14 protein-coding genes and 1 rRNA gene are annotated in these 15,997 nt (G+C 32.5%); 2 read left to right on the forward strand and 13 right to left on the reverse strand.

All coding sequences use genetic code 11. From position 1 onward, the window contains the following. The 5 genes from CS063_RS16610 to CS063_RS16630 form a co-directional block, all read right to left on the reverse strand. Window positions 1–172: ribosomal RNA gene (locus CS063_RS16610) — 16S ribosomal RNA — on the reverse strand; the annotation flags it as partial. 334 nt (window positions 173–506) lie between these two features. Then, window positions 507–1,199 carry a CvpA family protein gene (locus CS063_RS16615; protein WP_099450805.1) on the reverse strand — a complete coding sequence of 231 codons (693 nt, stop codon included), beginning with the start codon at window positions 1,197–1,199 and terminating at the stop codon, window positions 507–509. Next, the gene (locus CS063_RS16620; protein ID WP_099450806.1) at window positions 1,196–2,383 is read right to left on the reverse strand and encodes a DUF5711 family protein; all 1,188 of its coding nucleotides are present in this window, start codon (window positions 2,381–2,383) and stop codon (window positions 1,196–1,198) included. Before CS063_RS16620 ends, CS063_RS16615 begins: the two co-directional genes overlap by 4 nt. A gap of 183 nt (window positions 2,384–2,566) precedes the next feature. Then, on the reverse strand, window positions 2,567–4,036 hold the full coding sequence (glgA, locus tag CS063_RS16625) for a glycogen synthase GlgA (protein WP_408640903.1): 1,470 nt from the start codon (window positions 4,034–4,036) through the stop codon (window positions 2,567–2,569). A gap of 124 nt (window positions 4,037–4,160) precedes the next feature. Further along, complete coding sequence (locus CS063_RS16630; protein WP_099450808.1) at window positions 4,161–5,483, reverse strand: LysM peptidoglycan-binding domain-containing protein; 1,323 nt, start codon at window positions 5,481–5,483, stop codon at window positions 4,161–4,163. A 302-nt stretch (window positions 5,484–5,785) separates the two neighbouring features. Here CS063_RS16630 and yyaC point away from each other — a divergent pair, with 302 nt between their 5' ends. Next, window positions 5,786–6,367: a spore protease YyaC gene (gene yyaC, locus CS063_RS16635; RefSeq protein WP_099450809.1), complete on the forward strand. Its 582-nt coding sequence runs from the start codon at window positions 5,786–5,788 to the stop codon at window positions 6,365–6,367. On the opposite strand, the gene CS063_RS16640 is transcribed toward yyaC, so the two are convergent. The 8 genes from CS063_RS16640 to CS063_RS16675 all read right to left on the reverse strand — a co-directional run bounded on the left by CS063_RS16640 (window position 6,327) and on the right by CS063_RS16675 (window position 15,332). Then, window positions 6,327–6,905 (reverse strand): transcription repressor NadR, encoded by a 579-nt coding sequence (locus CS063_RS16640; protein ID WP_099450810.1) that lies wholly within the window; start codon window positions 6,903–6,905, stop codon window positions 6,327–6,329. The genes yyaC and CS063_RS16640 overlap by 41 nt on opposite strands. A gap of 161 nt (window positions 6,906–7,066) precedes the next feature. Beyond that, entirely contained in the window at window positions 7,067–8,413 is a 1,347-nt protein-coding gene (locus CS063_RS16645; RefSeq protein WP_099450811.1) for a glucose-6-phosphate isomerase, read from the reverse strand. A 189-nt stretch (window positions 8,414–8,602) separates the two neighbouring features. Then, entirely contained in the window at window positions 8,603–9,352 is a 750-nt protein-coding gene (locus tag CS063_RS16650; protein WP_099450812.1) for a hypothetical protein, read from the reverse strand. A gap of 118 nt (window positions 9,353–9,470) precedes the next feature. After that, complete coding sequence (locus CS063_RS16655; RefSeq protein ID WP_099450813.1) at window positions 9,471–10,529, reverse strand: hypothetical protein; 1,059 nt, start codon at window positions 10,527–10,529, stop codon at window positions 9,471–9,473. A 196-nt stretch (window positions 10,530–10,725) separates the two neighbouring features. Beyond that, complete coding sequence (locus tag CS063_RS16660; protein ID WP_099450814.1) at window positions 10,726–13,362, reverse strand: vWA domain-containing protein; 2,637 nt, start codon at window positions 13,360–13,362, stop codon at window positions 10,726–10,728. A 274-nt stretch (window positions 13,363–13,636) separates the two neighbouring features. After that, the gene (locus CS063_RS16665; protein ID WP_099450815.1) at window positions 13,637–14,332 is read right to left on the reverse strand and encodes a 5'-methylthioadenosine/adenosylhomocysteine nucleosidase; all 696 of its coding nucleotides are present in this window, start codon (window positions 14,330–14,332) and stop codon (window positions 13,637–13,639) included. A gap of 70 nt (window positions 14,333–14,402) precedes the next feature. After that, on the reverse strand, window positions 14,403–14,798 hold the full coding sequence (locus CS063_RS16670; RefSeq protein ID WP_099450816.1) for a heavy-metal-associated domain-containing protein: 396 nt from the start codon (window positions 14,796–14,798) through the stop codon (window positions 14,403–14,405). An 87-nt stretch (window positions 14,799–14,885) separates the two neighbouring features. Beyond that, a complete protein-coding gene (locus CS063_RS16675) occupies window positions 14,886–15,332 on the reverse strand; it encodes a MarR family winged helix-turn-helix transcriptional regulator (protein WP_099450817.1) in 447 nt (148 codons plus the stop codon). Between the two features lie 138 nt (window positions 15,333–15,470). Here CS063_RS16675 and CS063_RS16680 point away from each other — a divergent pair, with 138 nt between their 5' ends. Then, a complete protein-coding gene (locus CS063_RS16680) occupies window positions 15,471–15,818 on the forward strand; it encodes a DUF5658 family protein (protein WP_099450818.1) in 348 nt (115 codons plus the stop codon). The last annotated feature ends 179 nt before the right edge of the window (window positions 15,819–15,997 follow it).

The raw sequence follows: 15,997 nt of genomic DNA on the forward strand, positions 1-15,997 counted from the left end.
GTATTAGCGTTCGTTTCCGAACGTTATCCCCCTCTATAGGGCAGGTTACCCACGCGTTACTCACCCGTCCGCCACTAAGCTTTGGGAGCAAGCTCCCTTAGCTTCGTTCGACTTGCATGTGTTAAGCACGCCGCCAGCGTTCATCCTGAGCCAGGATCAAACTCTCATAAAAAAGTTTGTCCATGCAACCTAGGTTGCTGACTTATTACTTAGTACTTTATAGTACTCACTGAACTTAAAATTAAGTTCATGAATCGACTGGTTTTATGGTTACTATTTTGTTTTCAATGTCCATCTTTATTATCGCCTCAAGTCAGTTCGTTCTAAGTGTTGTCCTCAGCGACGAATATAATCTTACCATGCTACTTAACCTCTGTCAACTCTTTTTTTAAACTTTTTTACAAATTATTTTTTCTTCTTTTTATTCATTTTTCCCTCTCTAAAATACGCTGTCTATCACTCTCTTTTTCTTTCCTATGTAATAGTTATTTGATAGACAGCTCTTTTTATTTATTAACCATATTACTAAATGCTTGTAAGATAAGGTTATTTTCATATAACCACTTGGTTAAACTACTTTCTTGTATAAGAGTAGCTATTGCACTAGAATGAGGACTCGTTAAAACAACTGATAGTAGAAGACCTACTATCCATATACCTAATACCCCTTTCACAACCCCTATTCCAAAACCACTTAACCTATTTAACTTTGATACAATAGGAATAACCTTTATAACTGCATCTGTACTTGCTAGAAGCAATATAAATATTGCCTTAATGATAAGCCACGCAAACAAAATAGCAAGTATACCTAATACAACTTGAGTGAGTGATTCACTTACATACTCTTTAATTGTTGATACTTTTAAAAGTTTATATACTTCTGCATTATTATTTTTAACAATAGAATCACTTATAAAATCTGGTAACCACGTCACACTTTTTCTGATTGCTTCTCCTTGTGTTTGAACTCCTACACCAAAATTTACTTTTTCTACCCTTCCTCCTATCCATTTATAGATGATTGGATAAAGAGGTGTTAATTTTAAAAAACTACTTATAATAGGTTGTATAATAAAAGCAAATATAATGGCTACAAAAGAACTTGCAAATGACATAATCGTCTTCAGAAAGCCTCTATAGTAACCTACTGCCCCAAAAGCACTTATCACCATTACTATAATACCATCCAATATCACTTTTTTTCCTCCTTCTTAGGCTTTAGTAACATCACTTTATCTCTAGCTACTGCAATTCCTGTCTTTGTTTCTGGTATGTAAAATACTTTACTAATATCTGCTGTAGGGCGATACTCAAAAAGTAATACACCTAATTTATTATAGCCTTTATAGTTATCTCTTGTCCCAATTATGACTCCCTTGTCATTGGCGTAATAATAAGTAACAGGTTCCCCTATTTCCTTTCTTAAAATCTCTTCTCCCTGTCCATTGATATAAATTAAATAATCTGCACGATGAACCGTATTTTGCGTCATGCTATCTGTAGCAATGATGGGTAAATACCCTTCTCCATATCTGCTTATGCTTATATTATAGGGAGTAAAAACACAATTTATATTGTTAATGGTAGCAATTGGATTACCGTCTAAATCATAGCTACTCATAGTCTTATCTCCTATACTCATCCACTCATTATCTTTTAAAAATTCAATTTCATAAACAAGATTATCTTTTTGTTCTAGTCCATAAACTACATTGTCCATAACATCTTCCTCATTTGCCCCTAACTCAACTGCTACTATTTCTGAAGTTAATGCAGGTTTGTTGATATTAATGTAGCTGATAAGTAGCAAATTATTTGTGGGTGAAAGCTCTGCTACAACAGGATAGCCACTATCCTTGGAATAAGTAACTCTTCCACCTAAAAATCTTCCTTTGCTATCATAAGCTGAAACTGTATGAGAATCTACTCCTTCTTCTATCGTTACTATCCCACCCTTTTCATTAATAGAAAAGTAAAGGATCTTATTACTGCTCTGTACTTCTCCTTGCTTTCCTTTATCACTAAATAAAGTAATGCTTTTTCCTTCTTTTTCTCCTACTGCAATATAACTACCCCTCTGCTTTACTATATAATTTTCTAGAGATAGTGCATCTGCCCAAAGCTGTTGACCTTTCAAGTCATAAGCTGTAACACCATCTCGTGTTACTTTAAAAATTTGATTTTTATTAAAACCTATATAGCTATTATCACTTATATTTAGTTCAATAATAGGGATATCTACAATAAGTTCTTTTTCCCCTCCAAGGGTGTAAAGTATACCACTTTTAAACATCACAAAACCTAATATACCTAAAATTATACCTAAAACAATACCTATAATAGGTTTCTTATTGGGCTTTTTCTTTTCTAGTGTATTCACATTTTTCACTCCTACTGTACTTTTCTACATCACTATCATACACCAGCCTCTATATCTTTTAAAGGATTTAAATTTATACAGTAATATAGGTTTATAGATCGAATTATTCTTAAAATCTATTAATAGCTAAAATAGACTACCTCCTATTACCACTTTCGGCTCTAGAGATAGTCTATTTATGTCTTAACTTAACCCATGGTATAACGCAATATATTTCTTAGCTGCTTCATCCCACGAAAAATTCTTTTTCATACCATTTAATTGAATTTGCTTAAAATCTTCTTTTTTCTCTACATAGTACTGATAAGCTTCCTCTAGCTTCTTATACATCCAATAACCTGAACAATCTTCAAACTCAAAACCTGTTCCTTCCTTAGTCATTGGATTGTAATGAATAACCGTATCTTTTAACCCACCTGTTTTTCGAACAACAGGTACTGTCCCATAGCGCATGGCTATAAGTTGCCCTAAACCACAAGGTTCAAACAGTGAAGGCATTAAGAATACATCGCTAGCTGCGTATATCTTTTGAGCCAATGCTTCATTAAAGGTTAGAAAAACCGCTGAACGTTCACGATATTTATAAGCAAAATGTTTAAACATCTCCTCATATTCTTGTTCCCCTGTTCCTAATATTACAAACTGCACATCCATTTGCATAATTTTATCCATCACCCACAAAGAGTCCACTGTTTGTTTCATAAGATCAAACCCTTTTTGATCTGTTATACGTGAAACAATACCAATGAGCATGCAATCTTTTTTTTCAAGGCCATATTCTTCTTGAAATTTTACTTTATTTTCTTTCTTACGCCCAATAGAACGCCAAGTATAATTTTTATAAATATAAGGATCTATTTTAGGATCATACACATCGTAATCAATTCCGTTTAATATCCCCTCCATTTTGTAATACAACTTATCTCCTAATAAGCGGTCTAATCCACATCCATATTGATAGGTTTTAATTTCTTCTGCATAGGTTGGACTGACTGTTGTTATTTTATCAGAATAAATAAGTCCAGCCTTCATGTAACTAATTGCACCATGATACTCTAAGCGTTCAGCTGACATATAGTCTGAAGAGAGTTCAAGAACATCAAGTGCTTCTTTCCCACATAACCCCTGATATTTCATATTATGTATAGTATAGACAGTCTTAATGTTAGCATAAAAAGGATCCATTCTATATTTATCCTTTAAAAGCAAACATAACGGTCCTGTTTGCCAGTCATTACAATGAATCACATCTGGCATAAAATCAATATGTCTTAGTAGTTCTAAAACAGCCTTACAAAAGAAAGCAAAACGCTCATAATCATCTTTATACCCATAAAACTCTGGTCTTGCAAAGTAGGTATCACTTTTTAGCAAGTACGTAGGAACAGTAGTACTGTCATCTTCATAAATCCCAACCCCTTGTACTCTCCAACCAAGATGAACATCATAACTTGTTAAAAAATGTGAATCATGATCAAAAAATCTCCCCTGAATAGAATGATAGTAAGGTAAAGCAACCCTTGCATCTATCCCCTGTTCTCTTAGCTTTTTAGGCAATGCTCCGATGACATCTGCTAATCCACCCGTTTTAGCATAAGGAGCTACTTCACTTGATACAAATAAGCACTTAAGTGGTGTATTGTTCACAATCATTCCTCCTGCACTCAAACAATAAGGTTCCTTCTATACTCTATAATACACTTTTCTGTAATTAGTTGTACAGTTTAATTTGAAAATTAATCATTTTTACCTAGTGACTTTCTTGTTTTTATTGCTTTTATTGTTTAGGTAATTTTAACTCTTGTCCTACTTTAATAAGATTGGTATTACTTAAATTGTTTAAATCAATAATTTCTTTTATGCGACTACTATTACCATATTGTTTATAAACAATATTAGCAAGTGTATCTCCCTCTTGAATAACATAAGTATCATATTTTATTTCTTCTTTTTCACTCTCTTCTTTCTTAGCTTCTTCTTTCTTAACTTCTTCTTTTTCAAATTGAACATTTACATCCTTTCTTACCTGCTCTTTAGTTGTTTCACTTGTTAATCCATTTGTTTGTGTCTCACTTAGTTGCTCTTTGTTTGTCTCTGTTACTTTTTCTTCATTGGATAAAGCTTGTTTTTCAACTTGATTGATTGTAAATTGAACAGCGCTATTATCACTTTCCCCTATTGGATCATTTCCTAAAACATTAATAGTTGGAGTATCTTGAGCAAATGTAGGTAGTACCTTCTGCGTTCCATTCATTTTTACAACAACAGCTGTAAGAGCAATAAGTAGTACACTAGTAGCAACTACTGTTACATTAAGGTTTTTACGTTGTATATACTCTTTCTTACGTGCCCTACCTATTTCTCTAAATTGATTAACTACCGTATCCTCTATAGGCGCTGTTTCCTCTGTTTTAAAAGCATGCTCAATCATATAGTGTTGCATCTCTTCGTTACGTTGGTAATACATATAATAACCACTTTGTTCTAATAATTCATCCCCTTCTAAAGCATAAAAGGTTTCTATTTTATTAATTGGATCCAATAGCATAAATACCTTTCCAGAGCTTCCAAAGACATTTCTATGCTCTCTTAATTCTTTCATAGTAAGCATGGTGCCATACCCTGGTTGCATATGCATCCATCCTATAATTTCCTGATTACTAAAGTAAGTTTGTCTTTCCTTTTCTGCCTCCTCTAAAGCTTCATGGATCAACCATTCTCTTTCCTCATCCTTTCCTGCTCTAAGAGGAATAATACCTGATATTATAATTTCTTTGCTCTCTTCTGAAAACTTCCCAACAAATACAGCTGCACTTTCTTTATTTAAATCCATTTGTGCATACTGATAAAGATAGGTATAAACATAATCTTCAAGATAAATATGATAATCGCAGTCTACATCTCCTATAGCCTTTACATTTTCTAATTGAACACTTGTTTGCATTTTTATTTGTTCTTTAGACTGTCCTAATTCAGATTGCACTTCTTCTAATTCATCTCTATTAAGAAGCTGTATTTTTTCTTCCTTGCTTAGACTATCTTTTTCTCTACCATTTGCCTCACTTTTATTTTTATTTGGTCTGTAGTATACTTTTCCCATTTTTATCCCCTTCCATTTATATCCAAATTTTACAATTAGCATACTATAACCTTTCTATAATATTTTAATGTTTATTGTCGAGGTCTTCATTTTTTTTATCTTTCTTTTTTTAGCCTTATCCTCATTATTTTTTTAGTTCTACCATATTTTTCTTATTATTTCTAACGAGATTTATCGCCTTTTATCAATAAAAATAAAACCTTAACCATTTAAATACTGTAAATAAATTCCATATCGTTTGGTAAATAAATAACCAAAAAAATGGCAAACTATAAAAAGATACTGAAAGTGGTGATAAAAATATGTATACAGATGTAAGTACAAAGCCCTCTACCGTCTACATCCCTATTGAAAGCGATAACTATTTATCTTCCTTTTGCAATCAGCTACAACCCTATCTTGAAACATTGCTTCCACTTCATAACCATGAGTTAGTCATTGTTTGCATCGGAACAGATCGAGCTACTGGAGATAGTCTTGGTCCTTTAGTAGGTTATAAATTACATCCTCTCAACTATGAAAATGTCAGCTTTTACGGTAATTTAGATGAACCTGTTCACGCTAAAAACTTAGAAGATACTCTAAAGCTCATTCAAGAAAAGCACCCTAAAGCCCTTGTTATTGCCATTGATGCTTGTCTTGGGGCTCCTCACAATATCGGCTGCGTTACTATTGGCGAAGGAGCTATTTATCCTGGTGCAGGTGTTAAAAAAAACTTGCCACCTATTGGTCATCTTCATATTACTGGTATTGTTAACTTTAGCAGTATGATGAATATGGTTGTTTTACAAAATACACGTCTTTCTTTAGTCATGAAAATGGCAGATAATATTGCTATGGGCATTAAACACTGCCTCTGGCGTTATTACAAGAAATACTCATAAAAAGTGCTACGTCTTTTAGGACGTAGCACTTTTTTATATATCCTTTATTTAGTAATTCTTGTTCAATAATATCTAATTCTTCTTCTGTAGCAGCTTCAATAGTATGCATATGCTCCCCTTTCGTTAACTGCATCAAGGGGGCGGCACTCGTTGTATTTACCTTGTCTACAAACTGTTTAATATCTCGTCTAGTTTTTAAAAGTAAACCAGCTACTAGCTCACCATATACCGGATGCATAATGATAACATCTCTCACTGTCCCACCATTATCTATAATAATTTCTAATTCCTCTTCCAACTTCCCTTCATCATGCTTAACAGCAACAACTCTCTTTCTCATGCTTGCTGCTTCTTTGTTCAGAATATAGCCCCTGGCTGTAGCTAGGATATCATAGCCTTGAGCTCTTAAAAGAGCTACATCTTGCACAATAACTTGCCTACTTACTTCAAATTTTTGAGCTAGGAGCGCTCCACTAATGGGTAAAGCACCTTCCTGAAGTAACCTTAGAATTTGCTCTCGCCTCTTATCTCCATCCATAGAATCTCCTCCTAAAATAAAATCCACTATCTTTTTATCTTTTATTATAACACAACTCCTTTTTTACGTAAGGTTACAGCCTATAAATTTTCACAAAAAAAGTGTAGCTGCTATTATCTATAAATAATTAGCTACTACACCTTTTAATTTTTAGTTAATCACTACTCATTAATACGTTTTAAAAGAACTTCTCTTAATGTTTCATAACCTTTTTTTCCCAAAAGAGCAAACATATTTTTCTTATATTCTTCTACACCTGGTTGATCAAATGGATTAACTCCTAATAAGTAACCACTTATACCACAAGCTTTTTCAAAGAAATAAATGAGTTTACCCATGTTAAAGGCATCCATCTCTGGAATGTTTATAATAATATTAGGTACCCCACCATCTACATGAGCAAGAAGTGTTCCTTCAAAAGCTTTTTTGTTTACAAAATCCATACTCTTTCCAGCTAAGTAGTTAAGACCATCTAAATCAAAAGGTTCTTCCTCAAGAGTTACATCTAATTGAGGTTTTTCAATATTAAGAACGGTTTCAAATAGAATACGTTGCCCCTCTTGAATATATTGACCCAGTGAATGAAGGTCTGTGGAAAAGTTAACAGATGATGGATAAATCCCTTTGTTATCCTTTCCTTCACTTTCACCGTAAAGCTGTTTCCACCATTCCCCAAAATATTGCATTGTGGGTTCATAATTTACAATAATTTCTGTTGTTTTCCCTTTTCTAAGAAGTGCATTACGTACAGCAGCATATTTATAACATTCATTATTTACTACATCAGCTACTAAGTATTCTTCTCTTGCTGCTGCCGCACCTGCCATTAATTCATCAATACAAATGCCTGCTACAGCAATAGGAAGTAAGCCTACAGCTGTAAGTACAGAGAAACGGCCACCTACATCATCTGGAATAATAAAAGTCTTATACCCTTCTTCTTTAGCAAGTGTTAAAAGAGCTCCTTTTGCTTGATCCGTCGTAGCATAAATCCTATTTTTGGCTTCTTCTTTACCATATTTTTCTTCCATGAACTTCTTAAATACACGAAAAGCAATAGCAGGCTCAGTTGTTGTGCCTGATTTGGAAATAACATTTACACTTACTTCTTTACCTTCACATACATCTAATAAGTCTCTAAGGTACCTTCCTGAAATATTATTTCCTACATAGTAAATTTCAGGTGTTTTTCTTTGTGCTTTACTAAGTGTATTGTAAAAAGTATGGCTAAGGGCATCAATACACGCTCTCGCCCCTAAATAGGAGCCACCAATACCAATCACAATAAGGATGTCTGAGTCCTTTTGAATTTTTGCAGCAGCTTCTTTTATCCTACTAAATTCTTCTTTATCATAATCTATAGGCAGATTAATCCATCCTAAAAAATCATTCCCCGCGCCTGTTTTTTCATGTAACATGTCATGTGCAATTTCTACTTGTGATTTTAAAAATTCTACTTCATAAGGTTGTACACCTGTTTGAGAGTAATCAACTGTTATTCTACTCATTACTACATCCTCCTAATCTATGATAGAACGATATTCTTTCAACTTTATTATTATAAAGCACTTTAAAGTATTTTTAAATACATAATAATCATTTTATTATTGTTCATTAATATATACTTTTATATGCATATATGACAAAACTGTCTTGCAAAACCTCTAATAAAATAAAAAGAAGCCTTATGAGCTTCTTTATTGAAGAATCTTTATTAGTTTAGCAATATCTTGGGCAGTTAATGCACCTCCTGCTTTTTTATCTTGTCCATTTTTTGTTAACTTGTTATTTTTCTCTTTTCCAAAGGAAATGGGCTGATCTTTCAAAGTTTGTACTTTTTCACTCACATCTTCTTCTCTTAATGATTGCTGCAATAATTCTCTATCATTTCTCCTAATCTGTCCGTTCATCCTCTTTTTATTTCGCTCTTCATTTTCAACTGGAAAAATATTAATAAGATAATTAGTCATTAAAGTTAAAATAAGTTCTTGTTTTTCTACTACTCCCATTACAATGGTAAAAACCTCTGAACCTATTGCTAGAAGTCCACTTACACTAGTCAGTATAATCATAGGCCCCGTAAACGCAAGCCGATCAATACTAATTACTAGTATTTCTAACATTATTACAGCCCACATTAAAAAGATTGTTTTAGTCGCTAAATTTTTAATAGCTAGATAAGAAAAAGAACCTATTTTCTCTTTATGCAAGGTTGTTACTAAAAAAGTTTCTATATCTACCTTGTCTTTGAGTTTATTTTCGATTTCATCATATTTCCTAATAATAGAATCGATAAATGCTATACTTGACTGAGTTTTATATACTCTTGAATTATTATAAAGCTCGATACTCGTTTCTATCATTTCAAATTTATGTAATATCATCTTCGTTGTTAAAACAATAATTAGTGCCAAAACACACTGTATACTGAATAATCCTATTATCATTTGTCCCACCCCTATAATTCTTCTTATAATAATTTTACCATTTATTTACATTTTTTCAAGTAAAATAATGTTTCAATAAAATACAAAAAGAGACTGATTTCTCAGTCTCCCTAAATATTTAATTTATTTTAGGCATAGGTACGTATTGCAAATTAAAATTCAAAGGGATATTACTAATACCTGTTAGGTTATCTTTTACATCTACATCCACCGAATGCCTCTTACTACTTTCACTATTAAACCGTAAGAAATCTACATAATCCCTATACTTATAATCATTTTTTAGATAGCATCTAAAAAATATATCCACTATATAACTCCTACTTACCTCTGCTTCTACATGATCCATTGTAATAATAAGTTGACTTCCATCTCCACTTACATTTCCTTTTAAATTTTGAACTGGAACTTGCATATTGGAGCCATCTGGCTTAATACTTACTAATAGTATGTCATTCTCTTTAAAATAGAGGTTTGGTTTTCCTGCATTTCCATCCATCTTTCCTAAATCAACTTTAAGTCTTAAATTGGCATTAGTAGAACTGTTCCATTCCATCTTGAACTTAATATTACTTAAATATTCAGGACAAACAAAATTTTGCGTAGCTGTGTTTGATTTACCATGCTCTACAGCACTTGTTTTTATCTCTCCCTGCTTAATAGGTTCTGGCGCAAGTTGTATATCCTGCACCCTAACTGTACTATGCCCTTTAATACCTATCCAAAAGACATTTCTATTCTCAGAGATTTTACCCATTACTTCGAACGGATTAAACACTGTTTCAATCAAATATTTTTCACAACTTGGCCAACCTACCTCATCTTTATTTACAACAACTTCTAGGACTTGCGTGGTATAGGTATTCCCCTTTTTATCTTTAAAATCCATAGTACATTTTATCTTTGCATTATTGCCTCCAGCGTCTTCTACTGTTGCTTTAGCGTATAAAGTAGCCCAGCCTTGTACAGTTCCTCCATCATTTGGGTCATAGGAAGTTCCTGTTACATATTTTGAGATTACAGCATAATCTTTTTGGTTAAAAACAATTAAGTCATTTTGAGTATAAGGTTTAAAGAAAAGTATTGTATTTTCACTAGCCGCATAAAGGTTACCTGCTTGCATTATTAAAACGAGTATACTTAGAGTAGAAATTATGAGTCTTTTTAAGTTTTTCATCTTATTTCCCCCTATCTGACTTATTTAGCTATACACTCCACTCTTTAGTTTATTGTATATAGCATGCAATATAGTCACAATTTATTATATTATTAAATATTATTCTTATCAATTACTTGTGATAACAAAACAATTTTTTAAACTAATTCGCATATTTTTACCCTAAAAAGAAGGCCTATTTCTAAGCCTTCTTTCTCTAATTAATTTTAGGTATGTCTACATATCTTAAATTGATTGGTTTTTTATCTTCGTTTATACCATTCTCTATATCTTGGATTGTTAGACCAATCTGATGAATAGCTGATAAATGGTTCATATCATTTTTATACTGATTATAAGTGTAACTATCCTTTAGATAGCATTTAAAAAATATATTTACTTCATAGACCTGATCCGTTTTAACTTTTAAATTATTTATTATGATCTTTAACTCATCCTCAGTAGCGGTCACACTACTTCTATAGTTGTATCCATTTTCTTCCTTTAAGGTACTAACTTCTTTTACATTTACTAGAGCAGTATCACCAACTTTAAAACGCATTTTGTCCTTAAAAGTATTTCCTCCTTGATAATCTGAATCAATAACTAGTGTCAGATTAGAATGAGTAATATTTCCTGCTTCTATAAATCCTACAGTAAAACTAATATTGCTAAGCTGCTCTGGACAAATAAAGTTTCTAGTAACAAATGCACCACTCTCGTTTCCTAGCTGTGTCCAATTCACTTGAAGCTTCACCTTCTCATAAGGCAAGTAAACAACCGGTTGTGCATTTAAAGCATTCAGTTCAACTCTTGTAATATTTATAGGAACAATACCTTCTTTAAAGATATATTTATTATTATCCTTTTCATAGCTGATGTCATACTTAATGGTATAAACTCCAAAGTCTAAGTCTTTACTACTTGTGCCCTCTGGTATATAATAATCATTTTTAAGGTTATATGCCAAATCAGGTCTTTCTACTTCCTGACCTTCCTCATTAATAGGTTTACCGTTATCATTTACAAGGTAATAAATAAGGCGGATATTAGCAGAGTCCATACTTACTTCTGGAATGTCAAAATCCCCTTTTCCGCCTGGCTTACCTACCTTTTTTGCGGGTTTACCATAGATATTACTATAGGATAATACGGTTTCATCACTTATTGGATAAGAAATCTGTTTCTGTGCTTCTGCTGTCATTCCTATATAATAACGTAAAATAGCAGGTGTGCCCTCACCTATATTTCCTATTTCCCAAGTTAATTTTTCTTTACCATCTGCTACTTCTCTTTCTATCTTTCCTTGTGAAATTACACAATCGTATTCACTATCAGTAAGTGCTGTATCACCCATTGAAGGAATGATTTCATACTTAAATTGGTTTTCTTGCTCTGTCCAAAGTTTAAATTTCTCCCCTATTGGAATAACTACCTTAGCTCCTCTAGCAGCATTTTGGATAGAACGTACCACATTTTCCATAATATTGATTAAGGCATTTGTAGTATCTTTAGATAGATAGTAATACTCACCATTATCATTGATACCATTTGTTGAACATATTTTTAATACTTGTTGTCCCACTGTTGATATGCTCTCACCTGCACCAATGGAGTAAATTTCATATCCTGCATTTTTAGCTGTTTGAGCAGCTTCTATAGTCTTAGTCTTTGTAGCTGTATCTATATAACTTCCTCCTCCTAATACGCCATTACCGCTTGTTGTATGATAATAGGTTGGCTCTCCATCACTTATCAAAACAATAATACCATTTTTAGAATTGGCAGCATCTAAATATAACTTTGCCTTATTAATCCCTTGAACCATGTTAGTACCCCCTGCTGGATTATCCAAAGCAGTGGCTACCCCTTTTAATAGAGTTGTCTTATCGTCTGTTAATGAGGTACATCTACTTTCCTCAACATTAGTAGCAAAAGCTACGATTCCTACTTTAATAGAGTTATGTTCTTTTTCATTTTCAAGTAATAGTTGCTCAACAAAATTATTAGTAGCTTGCTTTGCTATCTCCACTCGTGTAAGTCTCTTACAGCTATTACCATGTCTATGTTCAGTTTTTCCACAAATAAGTAGTTGTCTATTGCTATAACATTTACGTGTATGAATATGTTCTTCATTATTACATAAATAATCCCCCACTTCATTTGCCATACTTCCTGATCGGTCCAATACAAGCACCACATCTGTAGGTTCTGTCATTATCTTATTTTTACCTTCTACCTTTAATTCTACCTGCCATAAACCTTCTTGACGAATACCTCCTACACTAACAGGCAGTGCTGTATTGGTTACTTGAATAGAGCCTGGGTTAGGCCATACAGGCTCCTTTACTGAAGCAGTAGGATCTAATTTAATATTTTGTGCACTTTGACGGTCAAATGTACCACCATTTTTACCCTTTAAATAAAACCATAATTTGTTTCCATTATCTACAATCTTAATGTCTTTAAAGTCAATATAATAATCTTTAATAACTTCTTCAAATGTCTTATTGCTAGGTATTGAAATTTCCTCTATTCGATCTAACCAATCAGGTGGATTGGTATAACCATTAGGTGTCTGATAACCTATAGTTATACCTATCTTAATATTACTACCAACTTGATAAGCATACCCCTTTACATCTAAAACAGCATAGCCCTTCTTATCATTTGACCACTCGAGATAATCAGATACAATGGTTTCTTGTGCTACTCCTTTAAAAAGTACAGGTATTACTTTATAATTTTTTCCACTTACTTCACTAGGTAGGGCCTGCCCATAAATAACTCCAAGTTGTAATACCATAGTTAAAGCGAGTACCAATGAAATTCCTATCCTCTTTAAGCTTCTCATTATTTCCTCCTTTATTTTTGTTTATATACTCTATTTTAGGTACTACTCAGCTGCCTCTTTCAGCCTACAATGTATGTATTATATTGTTTATATTATATAATATTATTATTTTTATGAATATACTAAATACATTTTATATTGCTATTTTAAAATTATATTTATCTAACTTATAATATACTTTTCCTACTTACCTTACTATTAAAAAAAGACCTTACTCCAGTATTTACACTTTAGCAAGATCTTTCTTTTTTATTCCTAGTCTATTTACTTAATATTATTTTATTTCTTTAATCATAGCCTCAATCATACGGCTAGCATTTTTAGCAGCTACATTAACAAATTCTTCAAAATTCACATCTGCACTACTATCTGCTTTATCAGAAATGGCTCTAATAATCACAAAAGGAACTTGATTTAAAAAACACGTATGGGCAATGGCAGCACCTTCCATTTCTGCACAATAGGCTGTAAAAGTAGTATAAATATCTTCTTTTACTCTAATACTTGAAATAAATTGATCACCACTTGCGATACGACCTACATACACTTTATGTTCACCCTTTAAATTTTCAGCAGCTTTTTTTGCACACTCTACTAACCTTTCATCTGCTTCAAAATAGGTTTTATTCATACGTGGAATCTCTCCTCTTGGATTACCAACCGCAGAAGCGTCCATATCATGCTCTACTGTATCACTAGAAACCACAATATCCCCTATATTAATCTCAGGATAAAGTCCACCTGCTACACCTGTATTAATAATATAATCCGCATTAAATTTATCTACTAATACCTGCGTACATACTGCTGCATTCACCTTACCAATGCCGCATCTAACAATAACCACATCTTTATTGTGCAGCTTACCAGTGTAGAAATCCATACCTGCAATTGTCTGCTGGTTAATTTCTTCCACTTTTCTTTTAAGAGAAATAACTTCCTCTTCCATTGCACCTATAATACCTATCATTTGTATGTTCCTCCCAAAAAGTAGTTGTCTATTCTTTATATATTAATCGAAGTTACGTTTTTTGACAACCTTATCCTTTATAGCGATTGTACTGCTGAACCTTGGACTCTAATATCGGCCATAAATAAGTCTTTACTTTGTCCATATCCTTCTCAACATATTGCTCAATAAGCTCAAAGTTGTCTAAGCCCACATCTAAAATAGCCTGAAGCCAATAAAAAATCGTTTGAGGTTTTACCTTCTCCCCATCATAACTAATGCTTACTACACTGTTATTAAAATCTACTTGTACATTCTCTATACCTTTTAGTAGTTTAATAGCCTCTATAATCTGCTTTTCATAAACACGATATTCTGGTGCTATATCTTGAAGCTTATTAATGTGTATCTTTAAAAAGTTTGGTTTGTTTTCTATAACGTTTAGTTTAATAAAGCTTTTGATAAGCTGTTTTTTTAATCCAAACATAATATCCCTCCTTTACACTTATAATATGCTTCATTTGTGCAGAGGAGAATACTCTTATTAACATATTTTCTATATTTAACTATCTTATTATTGCAAATGATATTGCTCTTTAAAGAACTGGCTGAGTCTATTCAGTGAAGCAATAAGCACCTCATTATCCTCATCTGATAATTTGTCCGTCATTGTCTTTACCATATCAGTATGAAACTTTTCATGCAAGCGATAAGCTAATTTGCCTTTTCTAGAAAGCTCAATATGCACAATACGTCTATCTTCCTCTGAGCGTGTACGAATAACATATTCTTTTTTGACCAAACGATTAACGGAAGTGGTAAGGGTACCTACTGTTACTCCTAGTTGACTTGCCACATCTGTCATCGTCTTTTTATGCATTCCAATAGCCTCTAAAACATGCATTTCTGTAATAGATAAATCTTTAAAAGGACCACTTTGTAAAGCTTCCTTTTCTATGGTTAAAATATCATTAAATAACTCTACTAGCAATTCATTTATAATTTTAATTGAATCGTTCACATTCCTTCCTTCCTTTCTCTCTTAATACTTTGATTATCAAAACTTTTATATTCAAAGTCTAAAAGCTTACTCTCATCTTGTCAAGTATGATAGATTAAACTTCTTATTTTTTGTTCATACTTAAGTAGGAGGTGTTGTATGTTCCATTTTATAAAAAATTATTCTACCTCAAATTTAAAAAGCAAATTTACCCTTATTTATATTCTTAATTGTACCGATATCCTCTTTACCTATACCTTACTTAAAACAGGTGACTTTTTTGAGGCTAATAAACTTATGGTGTCTATTGTTCAAAATGCCTTTTCGAGTCTCTTTATTAAAATTCTATTGCCCGCCTTTTTACTTTGGCTTCTATTTAAGTATCTAGACGATTGTGGTGAAGCACCTTGTTTAAAGTGGTGTAATTTTTTAATTTTTATGGCTTTAGGCTTATATGTCTTTGTAAATGGTATGCACCTTTATTACCTTTTTACTTTACTTGTTTAGTCTCACTATAAATAAAAAAGTAGCTAGAATTGAACCGACCCCCAAAAGTTAGACCTGAAAATCTAACAATTGGAGGTCGTTTTTTTTATGGCAAAATATGATTATGAATTCAAGAAAAAAATTGTAAATGCATACATGAATGGCGAAGGAGGAAAACGGTTTTTAGCAAATAAGTATGG

Origin of the sequence: Sporanaerobium hydrogeniformans (assembly GCF_002735925.1) — a bacterium.
In the GTDB taxonomy this organism is placed as follows: Bacteria; Bacillota; Clostridia; order Lachnospirales; family Cellulosilyticaceae; genus Sporanaerobium; species Sporanaerobium hydrogeniformans.

What these genes read in the sequence shown, in the direction of transcription:
- glgA (WP_408640903.1), bottom strand. Translation starts at nt 4,036, where the DNA reads ATGATTGTGAACAATACACCACTTAAGTGCTTATTTGTATCAAGTGAA.
- CS063_RS16630 (WP_099450808.1), bottom strand. Translation starts at nt 5,483, where the DNA reads ATGGGAAAAGTATACTACAGACCAAATAAAAATAAAAGTGAGGCAAAT.
- yyaC (WP_099450809.1), top strand. Translation starts at nt 5,786, where the DNA reads ATGTATACAGATGTAAGTACAAAGCCCTCTACCGTCTACATCCCTATT.
- CS063_RS16640 (WP_099450810.1), bottom strand. Translation starts at nt 6,905, where the DNA reads ATGGATGGAGATAAGAGGCGAGAGCAAATTCTAAGGTTACTTCAGGAA.
- CS063_RS16645 (WP_099450811.1), bottom strand. Translation starts at nt 8,413, where the DNA reads ATGAGTAGAATAACAGTTGATTACTCTCAAACAGGTGTACAACCTTAT.
- CS063_RS16650 (WP_099450812.1), bottom strand. Translation starts at nt 9,352, where the DNA reads ATGATAATAGGATTATTCAGTATACAGTGTGTTTTGGCACTAATTATT.
- CS063_RS16655 (WP_099450813.1), bottom strand. Translation starts at nt 10,529, where the DNA reads ATGAAAAACTTAAAAAGACTCATAATTTCTACTCTAAGTATACTCGTT.
- CS063_RS16660 (WP_099450814.1), bottom strand. Translation starts at nt 13,362, where the DNA reads ATGAGAAGCTTAAAGAGGATAGGAATTTCATTGGTACTCGCTTTAACT.
- CS063_RS16665 (WP_099450815.1), bottom strand. Translation starts at nt 14,332, where the DNA reads ATGATAGGTATTATAGGTGCAATGGAAGAGGAAGTTATTTCTCTTAAA.
- CS063_RS16670 (WP_099450816.1), bottom strand. Translation starts at nt 14,798, where the DNA reads ATGTTTGGATTAAAAAAACAGCTTATCAAAAGCTTTATTAAACTAAAC.
- CS063_RS16680 (WP_099450818.1), top strand. Translation starts at nt 15,471, where the DNA reads ATGTTCCATTTTATAAAAAATTATTCTACCTCAAATTTAAAAAGCAAA.